This window comes from Pseudomonas sp. MF06569, assembly GCF_059862735.1.
This window is the reverse complement of the sequence record NZ_JCBCUZ010000002.1, coordinates 1-15,544: the sequence shown is the minus strand read 5'-3', so window position 1 is coordinate 15,544 and position 15,544 is coordinate 1. Positions and strand designations below refer to the sequence as shown.

Here is a 15,544-nt window from a genome sequence, read left to right as displayed (position 1 = left end):
TCAATTACTCACTGGACTGATAGGCCTTAAGCGTCAGTTCCTCGATCAGCACATTGACTCTCTGATCCCGGTCGGTTGTAAGCGCTGCTCCTCTTTGCAACTCCACCTGATCTGAAAGCCCCGGCTCTTCGGCCAGTTGCTTGTAGTCCCGCTGATAATCCGCTTCGATGGCAGCGAAACGGTCTGCGTATGTGCTTTCCAGAAAACGGCGCCAAAACGATTCGTACATGATCGAATGCATAAACGCCGGGCTACCGTCCATAGCCAAAATACTGTCTCTGGCCTCGGTGACTTGTTGATCAGACACCCCTGCTGTGGACTCGTACAACATAGAGCGCGCACGGGTCGGTAAATCCAGGTCATCTGCCAGTTTCACCCGATAAAACAGGATGACTTCAGCGGCATCAGGATTACCGCCTGCCGCGACCCGCCTGCGGACTTCGGCATCTGAAACCTGGTCGACCTGCCTTAAACGGAATAGCCGTTTGGCCAGTTTGAAAAGCTCCGCTTCGCGCTGGGCCTGACCTGTATTATTCAGAGCTTCATGAATCAGCACTTCGACTTCCATGTTCTCAAACAGCACCATGGCACCATCACCGCAGCTACGCTCTTCACGAAAGACCCGGGTCAGCAGCGCATCACGCAGTTGCGTGTTCGCCAGCATCTGATCAACGAGTACCCACACCCGATTTGTCAGTTGCTCCCACACGGCAGGCACCATCAAGTTTTGACTGGTGGCGAATAAAGCCAGGGTTTCAAAAAAATCCTTGGCTGCCTCCCCGGATCCTCGCAACAACGCCCACTGCTGCGTCCTGGCCTGCTTTTGCGCACCGGTCAGGCCCAAGGGTAGCCACGGCGCAACATCGTTTACCGACGCCTGTGCCTGAGCATGATCAATGGCATGGGCAATCGATGGTCCATAGCCAAAGTCACTGCCGCCCCGGACCCAGTAAGCGATGATCCGGTCACGGCTTTGTGCAGAAATCGGGTTGCCGGAAACACTGGTAACGCTGTTGGCCGTAGTTGTCGGGGGGGCGCTGAAAACGGCATCTGGAATGTCGCGAATCAGGTTATTGCGAAGGTTGGCCCATCGAACCTGAGTCAGTGCCCATAACCCGTTGGGCCACTGAGAAATCCCTGTGTTTTGCAGGTTCAAAGTGCGCAAGCCGGACATCTGACTCACATCGGGTGCAATCCCTAACGGATTGTTTTCCAGGCTCAATACTTCAAGCATTGAGCAAGACGCAAGCCGCTGAACATTGTCGGAAGTCAGTACAAGGCGATTGCCCGACAGGTCGAGTGACCTCAACTGAGTCATGCCTGCAATCGCTGAAGGAATATCGCCCAGACGGTTACCTGACAAGCTCAGCGTGTGTAAATGCGGAAAACCATTCAGAAACTCTCCAGAACCACTGCGCAAATTCATGCAGTCCATTCGCAGTACCCGGATATGACTCAAGTTGCCTGTCAGTGCTGGCAGGTCACCCACATCAAGGCCATAAAAGTCGAGTATGGGCCCAATAACATTGCCATCATTGTCCCGGGCTATCTGGGTTTCCCTGCGCCAGGCCTGCACGATTCGCTCACACACCTGGAGCCTGTGGCCCGGCATTGCCATCGCCATATGAGAAGTACCGCTAGGGTACAGCTGGATTTGCGCCCACCCATCCAGCTCAACCTGCATGGTCTCGAACTGCGCCCGGCTCACCGCCACATGGGCACGCCGAGAAGATTCAGTACCGCCCAACGCGTCCAGATAGTCGACAATCTTGTGATAGCTCCATGTGGGGTACAGATATTGTGCTTCACGCATCAAATACAGAGAGTGGTCCGAGCCACCCATACTGATTGTCAGTGGATAAGCGATGAACGACCTGTCCAGGTCCATCGGCGGTTTGCGCGGCGGAGCAGGTGGCTGCAACCCCAACAGGGCTTGGACACTTATCCGGTCCTTGATCGCCTGATCACTGATTTTTTTTGCCAGCGTTGCCGTGTCACCCACGTTCGGGACATCCATGGCCGCACGCTCTGCCGGGGTGAGTGAATACAAAATGGAGGACAGCAAATTGTTGTCGGTTGCAGACGGTGGATTAAGTGCCTGCCCGTCTGGCGACCAGGCCTGATACTGGCTACCTGTCTTGACCAGCACCCGTGAGCTGCCAGCATCAGCGGCACCGATACTGTCGAGCAACTGACCACTGACATCATCGCGGCGAACCTCAAGTCTTGCGCCAGCTGGCCAGCCCGACAAGGACTGCAGCATGCGCAGTGTGAGCATTTCACTGTCCGCAGTTGCCGTCGCCCCGATATACAAACCTTCGTAAGCGCGGGCCAGCCGCACCTCCCTGGCCGTCCAGTCAACCTGCTCCGAAAAACGCGGGGCAATCATCTCTTTATCGAAATAGTCGGTGCGCTCGGGACCGGAGGTGTGGCGGAGCAAATGTTCGATGATGCTTTTAGGTAGTTCTGGATAATTTTTTTGAACCAGTCTCACGTGCGGATCCGAACTGCGCTCAAGGCGCCCATAGAGCGACTTGAACACCGTGGCTTGACGCGCAAGCGCATGGGCGGCAACTTTTTTAGCCAGCGCCAGCATGCGCTCCTCGATAGAGAGGTGGTACTCGCCCAGCAGACTCAATGTATCGGCCTGATTCATGCGCGAGAGCAGCGCGCGCAGCAACAGGCTGGCGTTATCGGTCTCATTGATCGTCACCCTGATCCGAGGCGCGGTGCTGCTCAGGTCGGCCCCGTATTCCTGCAGCGTATTACCTTGCAAGTCGACAATTTGAAGTACCTTGTCCGCAGGCCAGCCGGGCAAACTCTGCATCAGCAACAGATGAATATCGCTGCGGGCTTCGGACAGGGAATGGTGTGCCTGCATTTGTTTTACGAAGCGCTGAATCTCGGCCTCGATCTCGAAGCGCTTCCAGGAGTCCACCAACAAGGGCGGTGGTGCGAGGTTGTTCATGTGAATCTGACGCAATACACCTTCGCTGGTATTGCTCACAGCCATGATTTTATGGCCCATTTCATCACTGATGGATTCAGGTCGGGCTCGCAGCCGGCGCAACAATTTGAGCCCTTCCCACTGCAGGGGGTTCTCGATTGTCTGGCGCCATGCACCGTTGTAGTTGTGCTCCAGAGCCGGCTCGTTGACCCCGATTTTATTCGGGTGCTTCATGCGCCATTTATTGATCACAGGGTCGAAGTCGACCTGATAAACAGAACCATGCAACGACAGGTAATTTTTATCATCGATACGATAAAGACCCAGTTCACCGGGTACCTGATCGCGCAGCACAACCTCTTTGCGCTCAAATTGGAAGGTGGTCTTGTCCCACAGATTAACGGTGCCATCAGGCTGTCGCCGGGCGAGCATTGCATCACCCACTGCCTGGCGCAGACCCGATACCCGGGCGCCATCCATACCCAGCGATAAACGTTCACTCTCTCGCAACACCCAGTTGATCGCCAGGTAGAAGCTGTCAGGGGTTGAGCTGATGGTCACTGTGCCTGCGCGACGAAAATCAGAAACTTCGAAGGTGCCAGCCTGAGTCTGACGCAGGACGATGGTTGGATCATCAGGCCCGGTGGGGCTGTAGCCATCCGTTGAGGCTGGAGCACTCACATCCGTGACCACCAACCTGCGGTTGAGCCTGTCGCGCAAAACCCCTGTTGCGAACTCTCGGGTCCATAAATCGATATCAGGGCTCCAGGCCCGCCGGTGATAGATCCCGTCCAGGGCAATGTCTACCCGCAGCCGTGTCCGCAAGCGGTTTGCTGCACGGGCAAACGCCAAAGGCTGCATGCCTTGTTCAAGAGCCTGTGTGACCTGAGAGGGCGTAAAAGGGTGCGAAGCCAATAACGGTTCAAGGCTCTCCACCGACATCCAGGCATTAAGCTGATGAAGTTTGGCCAGCAATGGCGTCGTGGTACCCGAAAGGGGTGGGTACACCAAAGGCAAATACTTCTTGGCAGGGTCTGAGCTGGCAATCGGATCGTTGCGCTTGTGCCCATAAAGCGCTGTCAGTGCCTTGATCAGGAGGGGCTTATCCTCTCGGGCCAGGTCGGCAATTTGCCAACGTATCGAAGCAATTCGCCCTGCTTTGCTCAGGTCCGGATTGCTCTCGCGGCCCAGTTGTGAAGCCTCGGGCAACTGGTCGAGAATCAGCGTGAACAATTGCTCGACCTGGGCACTGCCCTGGGTGACATCATGCCTGGCCACATACGTACCGTGATCCAGGCGTTTGATTTCAATATGGTTCACAGGGGTGCCGGGCCGATAATCCTTGCCATAAGACTCAACCAGATGACCCTGCTGATTGAACACATCCAGCACCGTCTCCCCGGGCCAAAGCTTCAGCTGTGTCAGCATGCACAACACTGCGCTGTCAGCGTTGACAGGCATTTCGCCGCGCTGGGGAAAGTCGCTTTTGATTTGCTCGATCAGTCGGTCAGCTTGAAGCCGACGCACGCCATCGGCCAGCGGGCCTGGAATAAGCTGACCTTGCCATGTGTTTTCAAGCTGTTCACGGCTGGTGCCGGTGATGCTTAACATGCGCTCTATGTCACCTGGAGCAGAATCAGGCAAATCCAGCGCCAACATGCGCTGCAGCAGGTGCTTGTCGTCCAGCCCCTGAACATCCTCCAGCGCAAGGCGCCAGACCTGCTGACCGGGGTCAAACGCCACCGAGGGCCTGAATGCCTGCGCATTATCGGTTTTAAGCACGTAAAAACCGGACTGCGCGTCATGGGTGACTTCTACCACCCAGGCCTTGTCGCCCTCCTTAACCTTGGCATACCGCTTTGCATCGATGTCATACAAACCCTCAGCGTTGGGCACCCGGCCATCGAGTGCGTCTGCCTGCAGGTGCGGGTATGCGCTCAACTGCGGCCGCCACAACTCGACGCCACCCGACTGATTGGTGACCTTGCGCGGCTGGCCAAGAGTGGCCCACAGGCCTTGCATACGCTGGCGGTAAGCCTTGGCCGCCACACCCACCAAGCGGGCACTGATCAACAAGTCGGCGCTGTCGGCCAATGCACCGGCAAAGTTCGTGGCCTCTCCCTGTCTCGCCTCCTTCACGCCTTGTACAAGGCTATAGGCCAGGGAGCCCAATATGGCGGCCTGCATAATTGCATTGAGCCCCGATACACCTCCGGGCATGGGGGTGGTGAGCATCGTCAGCACTTCACTGCCTATGTCAGACAATGCCTCTTTGAAAGCCTGCCAATCCAGTGCTGACTTGCTAGTGGCCAACAGGCTCAAGTTGTCACGAAACCGCGCGGTCTGCCGCTCTCCAATTCTGTTGGCCAATGGTTGAGAACCGCTTGTGCTGATTTCGACATACAGTTGCAGGCTGTCCAGGTCTGGCTCGGGAAACGCACTGCGAAAAGCATCATGCAAAACACCTGCGAGCCAGGTGATGCCCTGGGGCCTTGGCTCGTCACTCAGCAGCTTGTTGAAGCCTCCCAGGTCTTTCAACCCCAGATGCCTGACAAACCAGCCAAGCTGACCTTTGCTGTGGTCCTGCCTGAGTTGCTGCAAAAAATGCTTGAAGCCGCTGTCTACGCTTTTGTGCCACAAAAGAGCTCCGCCGAGGCGTTGTGGGAAATAGCTGAACACACCAGACACCTCAGGAACCTTGATCAGGAAAAGAGGAAGCGCAATTTCGCCGTGCCCGGAGAAGTCCAGGTGGTTTTCCCCGTAAAAAAGCAACTTGAGGTCTTCTGCGTTGCCCCCCGGATTTCTGATGAATTTCTCCGGGATCGCGGGTTTGAGCCCCATTGATACCGGCCAAATGTGCGCAACTGAGTCTCCTTTCAACATGCTGAGCAAACGTTCGTAATCGGTACGATTGACCTTCGACACAAAACTGTTGCGGTAAGCCTCCAGCAAATCGAACTCAAAACCGGCTTTGGCCGCTGTAACCACCCGCTGCGTCAATGAGCCATCCTGCGCAGTTGCGCCATCAAGCAACTGTTTGAGCTTCGCACCCAGATCCAGTTTTCGCACAATCTGGATAAAAGGCCCGGCAGGCCTGCCCCTCAAACCGGCGGTATAGTCGATGTGACTGGCTTGTTCAAAGCTGTAGGGCTTGAGCAACACCGAGTCAGTCCTGTAACTGAAGTTCTCGCACGCGGCATCCCACAACGAGACCGAGCGAAGATGTTCAATGAACCTGGACTCGTCCACGGCGCGCGGCGTACGTCCGGGACTGAAGGTGAATTTGGGCTCGCGGGCAGCAGACGGTGAGCCGCTGATGCGGGTCATGTACTCAAGCAGGTCCTCTTCGATATTTTCACGATAACGGGTATGAATCCGTGCGAGCTCGGGGTCGACATCAACGCCCAGCAGCTCCTTGAGTTCGCGGGTGAGTACTGCCAGGTGAGTTGACTTGAAGTCGGCCTTGATCCGGCTGATCTCGTCTTCGATCGCCTTGAGGGATGCCAGCGCGTTGCGATAGAGCACGGGATAATTGAATTTATGCGCCTCGCTCAGGCCACTGAAGTTGGCTTCGACAACTGAAGACAGATAGGTGAGCGCCTCTTTTTGCGCCCATTGCGTACTGGACAACAGCAACGGTGCTCGACCGCGCACAGGGGGTAAACTCGTCGTCATGGCTAGGATTCCGCTGGGTTGAAAGCCAACATATCCCTGAGCAAAACCTGCGCGGCGGTAGATAGTTATCCCGTCTCCTGCAAGGTACTGGCGTCATGATATGGTTCGCGCCCTGCCATTCGAGCGGTTTGCCACTATGCCTGTGACGTCTCGCACCCTGCGTTTGACGCTGTATTGCCTGTTGATTCTGGCCGGAGCGGCTCTGGCTGGCGGCTGGGCGATGCGCCAGGCCGAACGTCATGCGCTGGAAGAGAGCGCCCGCCGCGGGCCCGAACAACTGAACCTGTATGCCAACTCGCTGCACACGCTGATTGAACGCTATCGCGCCCTGCCCGCCGTACTGGCACTGGACCCGGAGCTGGTGTCGGCCTTAAGCAAGCCCCTGACCGGTCACGAACAGGCCGCACTCAATGAAAAGCTCGAACGCATCAACGGTGCGGCCCAGTCCTCCACCCTGGAGTTGCTCGACAGCACCGGCCTGGCCGTCGCCGCCAGCAACTGGAATACCACCAACAGCTATGTGGGCCATAACTATGGCTTCAGGCCCTATTTCAAGCAGACCCGCAGCCAGGGCAGCGGCAGCTTTTATGCCGTGGGCGTGACCAGTGGAATACCGGGGTACTTTCTGTCCAGCGCGGTGCTCGATGCCGACGGCAGGTTCTTGGGGGCGATGGTGGTCAAGCTTGAATTCCCGCAACTGGAGCGTGAATGGAGCCACGGCAACGACACCCTGCTGGTCAGCGACGCCCGGGGCATTGTGTTTATTGCCAACCAACCCGGCTGGCGCTATCGCCTGTTGCGACCGTTGAGTGACAGCGATCGCAGCGAAATTTCCGCCACGCGCCAGTACCACGATCAACCCCTGACGCTGATGAAAACCCACACCCTGCGCAGCTTTGATGAAGCCAGCTCCCTGACCCGCGTCGACGGTCCCGACGGTCAGGCAGATTATCTGTGGGGGTCGTTGCCACTGAGCGCAGAAGGCTGGACGCTGCACCTGCTACGCCGTCCCGTCACCGCCGCGGAAGACAGTCGCAATGCCGCACTGGCGGCGATTGGCCTGTGGCTGACGCTGGTGTTTCTGGGGCTTTTTTTATTCCAGCGCTGGCGACTGGGGCGTTTGCGCCAGCGCAATCGTGAGGAGCTTGAGCAACTGGTCGAAGCCCGCACCCGGGATTTGCGCACTGCGCAAGATAGCCTGGTGCAATCAGCCAAACTCGCGGCACTGGGGCAAATGTCGGCGGCGCTGGCCCACGAGATCAACCAGCCCCTGACCGCCCAGCGCATGCAGTTGGCGACCTTGCGTCTGTTGCTGGATCACGGCCGTATCGACGATGCCTATAAAGCCCTGGACCCGTTGGAGCAAATGCTCAAGCGCATGGCCGCACTCACCGGCCATTTAAAGACTTATGCCCGCCAGAGCCCCAGCGGTTTGCGCGAGCGCCTGGACCTGGCAACCGTGGTCGATCAGGCCCTGCAGTTGCTGGAGCCGCGCCTTCAGGAAGAAGCCATAGAGCTGACGATCAATCTGATTCGCCCGGCCTGGGTACGCGGCGATGCGATCCGTCTGGAGCAAGTGTTGATCAACCTGCTGCGCAACGCCCTTGACGCCATGCTCGACACACCGCGCAAACACCTGGAAATCCGCATCGAGGCCAATCAACAGCTATGGCACTTGACGGTCAGCGACAGCGGGGGCGGGATCAGGGAGGAACATCTGGGTAAAATCTTCGATCCGTTCTTCACCACCAAACCGGTGGGTGACGGATTAGGTTTGGGCCTGGCGGTGTCTTACGCCATTGTTCACGAAATCGGCGGTCGCTTGACCGCCTGCAACCGGGCCGATGGCGCACAATTCACGCTGACGCTGCCCATCGCACAGGAAATGTGAAACATGCTCAACTCGGTGATCGTGGTCGATGACGAGGCCAGTATTCGTAATGCCGTGGAGCAATGGCTGAGCCTGAGCGGCTTTGAAGTGCAGTTGTTCAGCTGCGCCGAAGACTGCCTGGTTCAACTGCCTGCGCATTTTGCCGGGGTGATTGTCAGTGATGTGCGCATGCCGGGCATGGGCGGCCTTGCGTTGCTGACCCGATTGCAGCAACTGGATGCGGACTTGCCGGTGATTTTGCTGACAGGCCACGGTGATGTCCCGATGGCCGTCGAAGCCATGCGCGAGGGTGCTTACGACTTTCTCGAAAAACCCTTCAGCCCCGAAGCACTGCTGAGCAGCCTGCGTCGAGCCCTGGAAAAGCGCCAGCTGGTACTCGAAAACCGTCGTTTGCACGAACAGGCTGACCTGCGCGAACTGATCGACGGGCGCTTGCTGGGTGTGTCGCGCAGCTTGCAGACCTTGCGCCGTCAGGTGCTGGAGCTGGCGCCACTGCCGGTCAATGTGTTGATCCGTGGCGAGACCGGCAGCGGCAAGGAACTGGTCGCCCGCTGCCTGCATGATTTTGGCCCCCGTGCCGACAAACCTTTCGTGGCGCTCAACTGCGCCGCAATCCCCGAGCAGTTGTTTGAAGCCGAGCTGTTCGGTCACGAAAGCGGGGCATTTACCGGGGCGCTGGGCAAGCGCATCGGCAAGCTGGAGTACGCCGATGGCGGGACCTTGTTTCTGGATGAAATCGAAAGCATGCCCTTGGCCCAGCAAGCCAAATTGCTGCGGGTACTACAAGAGCAAAAGCTGGAGCGCCTGGGCTCCAACCAGAGCATCAGCGTGAACCTGCGGGTGATTGCCGCCACCAAACCCGACTTGCTCGAAGAAGCCCGCGCCGGGCGTTTTCGCGAAGACCTGGCCTATCGACTGACCGTGGCGCAACTGCGCCTGGCTCCGTTGCGCGAGCGCCGAGAAGATATTCCATTGCTGTACGACGCCTTTTCACACAGTGCCGGCGAACGCCTGGGGCGCAGCGCACAACCGCTGAGCGGGCCACAACTGTCCCGTTTGCTGAGCCACGACTGGCCGGGCAATGTGCGCGAACTGGCCAACGTTGCCGAGCGGGACGTACTGGGCTTGAGCGAACCGCAACTGGACGACCCCGAAACAGGGCAATCACTGGTGGCGCAACAGGAAGCCTTTGAGGCGCAATGCCTGCGTGCTGCGCTGACCCGACATAAAGGTGATATCAAGGCAGTGCTCAATGAGCTGCAACTGCCGCGCCGTACCCTCAATGAAAAAATGCAGCGTCATGGGCTGGTGCGCGAGGCATTTTTGGGGAGCAGTTAAGCGATTCCTGCTTCTGTGGGAGCGGGCGTGCTCGCGATTCGGACGGCGCGGTGGTTCAGGTAAACCAAGTGATGCCATCGCGAGCAAGCCCGCTCCCACAAGAGTCTGGGCCTGCAACGCTTGTCAGATAGGCGGATTCTTGCCTATGACGCACCTGCAAACCAGCGGATTCCCGCTCACTCACCACCCTCCCCCCTTGTAAACCGGGCCCTGCAGCCTTGGCACAACTCCTGCTATAGCCCTGCAAGCTCGCGTTTTGACGCGCTATAAAAAAACAATGAAAGAAGGATCCATTCAATGGATAACTCCAGCACCCTGCCTGCCGGGTCCGCGTCTGCGGCCCCCAAAGAAAAGACCACCTCAAGCCGTATCAAATCGATTTTCAGTGGCTCCGTCGGCAACATGGTCGAGTGGTACGACTGGTACGTCTACGCCGCATTCTCGCTGTACTTCGCCAAGGCCTTTTTCCCCAAGGGCGACACCACCGCACAATTGCTCAATACCGCGGCCATCTTCGCCGTAGGCTTTTTGATGCGCCCGATCGGCGGCTGGCTGATGGGCCTGTACGCTGACCGCAAAGGCCGTAAAGCCGCACTGATGGCTTCGGTGCTGCTGATGTGCTTCGGCTCGCTGGTCATCGCCCTGTCGCCAGGTTATGAAACCATTGGCGTGTGGGCACCGGTGCTGCTGGTCTTCGCCCGTTTGCTGCAAGGGTTGTCCGTGGGTGGCGAGTACGGCACCTCGGCAACCTACCTCAGCGAGATGGCGACCAAGGAACGTCGTGGCTTTTTCTCCAGCTTCCAGTACGTAACCCTGATCTCGGGTCAGCTCATCGCCCTGGGTGTATTGATCGTTCTGCAACAGACCCTGACCGAAGAACAGCTGTACAGCTGGGGCTGGCGCGTTCCGTTTGTGATCGGTGCCCTGTGCGCCGTGGTCGCGCTGTATCTGCGTCGTGGCATGGAAGAAACCGAGTCGTTCAAAAAGGTCCGGGTCAAGCCTAAAGAAAGCGCCATGCGCACCTTGATGCGCCACCCTAAAGAGCTGATGACCGTTGTCGGCCTGACCATGGGCGGTACGCTGGCGTTCTACACCTACACCACGTACATGCAGAAATACCTGGTGAACACCGTGGGGATGAGCATTTCTGACTCCACCACCATTTCGGCCGCCACACTGTTCCTGTTCATGTGCATTCAGCCATTGGTGGGCGCTCTGTCGGACAAGATCGGACGTCGTCCAATCCTGATCGCCTTCGGCGTGCTGGGCACCCTGTTCACCGTGCCAATCCTCACCACCCTGCACACCATCACCACCTGGTGGGGCGCGTTCTTCCTGATCATGGCCGCGCTGATCATTGTCAGCGGCTACACCTCGATCAACGCCGTGGTGAAAGCTGAACTGTTCCCGACAGAAATCCGCGCACTGGGCGTAGGCTTGCCTTACGCGCTGACCGTGTCGATCTTCGGCGGTACCGCTGAATACATTGCGCTGTGGTTCAAGAGCGCAGGCATGGAAACCGGTTACTACTGGTACGTGACTGCCTGTATCGCGTGCTCGCTGGCGGTGTACGCCACCATGAAAGACACCCGCAAGCACTCGCGTATCGAAACAGACTAAGCCCCGCCTCAACCAGCCCCACACGGGGCTGGTTGCATCTGCAACACCTTCATGCCTGCCCCCTCCAAAGCCCCTCCCTCTCTACTAAGTGCGTCAGCGTTATCTGACTTAATAGTCAGTTAACTCTGTTAGGCCACTATCCATTTCAGCAAGACCTCTATCGCTGGCTGATGTGAATCGTCACCAAATGCAAGAGCAGACACCCGTTGACCTGTTTTTGCGCGGGCATACACATCGAATAAATCGATTATTTATCGCTATTTTTTGCGCTTTTTAATCAAATTAATCGGCGTAGTCTTAAACCCATACCCACTGAACATCTCAAACACGAAACAAGGAGCTTCATCATGAAAACCAAATTGATCCTCGCTGCCGCCTTCTCTGCCCTGGCTTTCAATGCTTTTGCCGCCGATGGTTTCGACCGTACTCACTCGTCGAGCTTTGCTGAAGACGGCTTCAGCCGCACAGGTTCGGCCGCTGTTGCCGCTGATGGCTTTGATCGCACCGGCTCGGCTACTTTTGCTGAAGACGGCTTCGACAAAACCGGCTCGGCCACCTTCGCAGAAGACGGCTTCGACAAAACCGGCTCGGCCACCTTCGCAGAAGACGGCTTCGACAAAACTGGCTCGGCCACCTTCGCAGAAGACGGCTTCAGCCGTACCCATTCGGATACCTTTGCCTCGGATGGTTACGATCGCACCAATGGCGCCCTTTTCAGCTAACACCTGAAGGAGGCACTTCAGCCCGGCCCTGGCCGGGCTTAGTCGTTTCTGGGGGAAAGAAAATTGCGAAAACCCGTAGCCGCTTTTGTAATCAGCCCCAAGGCCTTGCACTATAGGGGCTCTATATCAGCCGTTTGCGGACTACTCCCATGCATGACGATATTCATTTTTATGAACCCTCCCAAGGCCACGGCCTGCCCCACGATCCGTTCAACGCCATCGTTGGCCCGCGTCCGATTGGCTGGATTTCGTCTCAGGATGCCCAAGGCCGGCTGAACCTTGCTCCCTACAGCTTTTTCAACGCGTTTAACTACATCCCGCCGATCATCGGGTTTTGCAGTGTGGGCCGCAAAGACAGCCTCAATAACATCGAGCAAACCGGCGAGTTCGTCTGGAACCTGGCCACACGTCCCTTGGCCGAAGCGATGAACCAAAGCTGCGCCATGGTCGGCCCCGAGGTGAATGAGTTCGAACTGGCAGGCCTGACAACTGCAGCTTCGCGGGTGATCAGTGTGCCGCGCGTGGCCGAAACGCCGGTATCGTTTGAGTGCAAGGTCACGCAGATCATCCAGCTGCAACGCGCAGACAAGGCGTTGGTGCCAAGCTGGCTGATTCTGGGTGAGGTGGTGGCTGTACATATCGCCAGACACCTGCTTAAAGAAGGGATTTACGACACCGCAGCCGCCGAACCGATTTTACGCGGTGGCGGCCCGGCGGATTACTTCCAGCTAGGCCCCGAAGCACTGTTCAAAATGCATCGCCCGCGTTAGGGCCTGTTGAGGTTTGGTTGTGAGCCACAACCAAACCTCAACAAACCTACAACTACCAGACCAGCTCGGCGTCTTCAGTGACGCCCTGCAGGGCTTCAAGTTGTTGCGCGGCAGCAGCATCGGCGGCGGTCGCTGTTTTGAACGTTTGCTCGATCAGTACTTTGTGAAAGCGCGGTGCTCCACCTTCGTACAAGGCTTTGACTGCAATCGCTGCGTGGTAAATCCCGGGTTCAACCGGAACCACGGCTGATACCGCTTCAAAATGTGCAAACTCTTTACGCGCCATGCTTCAACTCCCGGCCAATGGAAAAACCGGCATTCTACCTGTTCAACCCGCTCGCATCGTTGAAGGTCTTGAAATCGAGGCTATCCACCACCTGCTGGTAGACCAGCACGCCGTAAACATCCATGAGCGATGAGTTGAAATACGCCTGCATCGAGGTTTCATCCTGCCAATAGCCCGCGACCTGCCACAGCAGCGGATCGCTCTGGCAATGCTGCAAGGCGAAGTGCAGGCACCCGGGCGTCTGCAGGGTCGGTTCAATCAGTTGGCTCAGGCACGCCTGGACCTGGACCGAACACCCTGCGCGGGCGCGAACCAGGGTCATATGACTGACGGCATTGGACTGGGGCATGCTGGCCTCCACAAAGGAAAAGGGTGTCAGGGAGAGGTTCAAAGCTTAAAGGCCAGCCCCCGTGACCGTTAGTCGATTCCTGCCCCAGGCTTGCACGATTCTGCAAAACCTCGTTAATTCCCCTTCTGATTGCGCACTTGAACCGTCTGCCTCGCCTTTGGCTTTTTGAGCAAGGCTGTACGTCTGCAACGGGTTTGGCTGGTACATGAGCGCTGGCAATGACAGGATCAGGCAAGACAACGGCAGAAATCGGCTACCCCTTGGCCTTGCACAAACTTAAGCTGTACCTGCCCTGTTGCTTTAATGAGGATGCGACCTATGTCACTGCTAGAACCGCCGCGGCCCGCGCTCGACCCCGCACTTGAAAAACAGCGCGTGGAACTGGCAGACCTGATTTACCGCCACGCTCCTGAAGACGGCTCGTTCGATACCGGTGTCGAGGCGCTGTTTGTGTCCCGTTACAGCCAACCCAGTGATTTTGCCCCCAGCCTGCCCAAACCCGCGCTGTGCATCATGGCCCAGGGCCGTAAAGAGGTGCGGCTGGCGGATGAATACTTCGCCTACGACCCGCTCAATTATCTGGTGGTGTCTGTGTCGATGCCGATCAGCGGCAGGGTGCTGGAAATATCCCCCGAACACCCGGTACTGGCCTTGCGCCTGGATATTGATCCTGCGCAAATCTCCACCCTGATCAGCGATGCGGGCCCCATGGGCGTGCCGTCGCGACCGACCGGACGGGGCCTTTACGTTGAGCCCATTGACCCGCCGATGCTCGACGCATTGCTGCGCCTGACACGCCTGCTCGACACTCCCAAAGATATCGCCATGCTTGCGCCACTGATTCGCCGTGAGATTTTATACCGGCTATTGCGCAGCCCCCTGGGCCACCGCCTGTATGAAATCGCCAGCGAAAATAGTCAAAACCATCGCGTCAGCCGGGCGATTTCCTGGCTTAACGGTAACTTTGAACAGCCGCTGCGCATCGATAGCCTGGCACGGGAGGCCAATCTCAGCGTGTCGACGCTGCATCATCGATTCAAGGCCATGACCGCCATGAGCCCACTGCAGTACCAAAAGCAATTGCGCCTCAACGAAGCGCGGCGGCTGATGCTCAGTGAGGGGCTGGATGCATCGGCAGCGGGCTATCGCGTGGGCTATGAAAGCCCGTCGCAATTTAGCCGCGAGTACAGCCGTCAGTTCGGCGCGCCACCGGTGCGGGATCTGGCACGCCTGCGCATGAGCCTATAGCGCGAGCGATTGCTGCCAGTGCCATTCATCGATTTCTATCACGCTGGGGCCCTGGCGGTCGGCGGCACTGGCCAGGGCTGCGCGCAATTGCGCTTCGCCCTCGACCGTCTGCGCGGTACACCCCAACGCCTTGGCCACACCGATAAAGTCCGGAGTGTAAATGTCGACGCCCACGGGCTCGATGGCGCGATTGAGCATGTATTTTTTGATTTCGCCGTAGCCCTGGTTGTTCCACAGCAACACGATTATCGGTGTGCGTGCCTCAACTGCACTGGCCAGTTCAGCCAAGGTGAATTGCAACCCTCCATCACCGATCAGGCACAAGACCGGGCCACCCGCTTTCCCCTCTGCCCGACGGCCCAACCAGGCACCGACTGCTGCTGGCAGGGCATAACCCAGGGTGCCGTAGCCGGTTGATGAGTTGAACCAGCGACGCGGCTGCTCGGGGTTGAAGGTCAGGTTGCCGGTGTACACCGGCTGGGTTGAATCACCTACACACACCGCATCCGGCAGCACATCGAACACAGCCTGCAAGAAATGGGTTGGGGCCCGGGTCGGCGCATCCCACTCAGTGGCCAGTTGCGCCTTGAGGCGACTGACCCGCTCTGAGCCCCAGTCCGCCTGCCGTGGCGGCACTTGAGCAAGGCTCGACAGCAAGGCTTGGGCGGCCAGGTTCGCATCGGCTACCAGGGCCAGGG

General features: G+C 57.9%; 10 protein-coding genes. 6 read left to right on the top strand and 4 right to left on the bottom strand.

The annotated features are described in order from the left end of the window. Nucleotides 1–4 precede the first annotated feature (4 nt). Nucleotides 5–6,622, bottom strand: coding sequence for an NEL-type E3 ubiquitin ligase domain-containing protein (locus tag AC19YQ_RS02390; protein WP_500594502.1), 6,618 nt, complete (start codon nt 6,620–6,622; stop codon nt 5–7). 136 nt (nt 6,623–6,758) lie between these two features. Between AC19YQ_RS02390 and AC19YQ_RS02385 the strand changes: the two genes are divergently transcribed. The 5 genes from AC19YQ_RS02385 (at nt 6,759) to AC19YQ_RS02365 (ending at nt 12,963) form a co-directional block, all read left to right on the top strand. After that, nucleotides 6,759–8,513: a sensor histidine kinase gene (locus AC19YQ_RS02385; RefSeq protein ID WP_500594501.1), complete on the top strand. Its 1,755-nt coding sequence runs from the start codon at nt 6,759–6,761 to the stop codon at nt 8,511–8,513. A gap of 3 nt (nt 8,514–8,516) precedes the next feature. After that, the gene (locus AC19YQ_RS02380) at nt 8,517–9,851 is read left to right on the top strand and encodes a sigma-54-dependent transcriptional regulator (RefSeq protein WP_339473765.1); all 1,335 of its coding nucleotides are present in this window, start codon (nt 8,517–8,519) and stop codon (nt 9,849–9,851) included. Nucleotides 9,852–10,148: 297 nt separating this feature from the next. Then, a complete protein-coding gene (locus tag AC19YQ_RS02375) occupies nt 10,149–11,471 on the top strand; it encodes an MFS transporter (protein ID WP_133075773.1) in 1,323 nt (440 codons plus the stop codon). A 347-nt stretch (nt 11,472–11,818) separates the two neighbouring features. Next, nucleotides 11,819–12,193: a heme utilization protein gene (locus tag AC19YQ_RS02370; RefSeq protein WP_500594500.1), complete on the top strand. Its 375-nt coding sequence runs from the start codon at nt 11,819–11,821 to the stop codon at nt 12,191–12,193. Nucleotides 12,194–12,342: 149 nt separating this feature from the next. Then, entirely contained in the window at nt 12,343–12,963 is a 621-nt protein-coding gene (locus AC19YQ_RS02365) for a flavin reductase family protein (RefSeq protein WP_500594499.1), read from the top strand. A gap of 52 nt (nt 12,964–13,015) precedes the next feature. On the opposite strand, the gene AC19YQ_RS02360 is transcribed toward AC19YQ_RS02365, so the two are convergent. Together AC19YQ_RS02360 and AC19YQ_RS02355 are read right to left on the bottom strand one after the other, a co-directional pair. Continuing rightward, nucleotides 13,016–13,249, bottom strand: coding sequence for a hypothetical protein (locus AC19YQ_RS02360; RefSeq protein WP_133075775.1), 234 nt, complete (start codon nt 13,247–13,249; stop codon nt 13,016–13,018). 34 nt (nt 13,250–13,283) lie between these two features. Next, the gene (locus AC19YQ_RS02355; RefSeq protein ID WP_339473761.1) at nt 13,284–13,598 is read right to left on the bottom strand and encodes a putative quinol monooxygenase; all 315 of its coding nucleotides are present in this window, start codon (nt 13,596–13,598) and stop codon (nt 13,284–13,286) included. A 318-nt stretch (nt 13,599–13,916) separates the two neighbouring features. Between AC19YQ_RS02355 and AC19YQ_RS02350 the strand changes: the two genes are divergently transcribed. Next, nucleotides 13,917–14,846 (top strand): AraC family transcriptional regulator, encoded by a 930-nt coding sequence (locus AC19YQ_RS02350; RefSeq protein WP_339473759.1) that lies wholly within the window; start codon nt 13,917–13,919, stop codon nt 14,844–14,846. Here the strand turns inward: AC19YQ_RS02350 and AC19YQ_RS02345 are convergent. Then, on the bottom strand, nt 14,841–15,544 hold a 704-nt coding region (locus AC19YQ_RS02345; RefSeq protein ID WP_500594498.1), incomplete at its 5' end, for a thiamine pyrophosphate-dependent enzyme. The genes AC19YQ_RS02350 and AC19YQ_RS02345 overlap by 6 nt on opposite strands.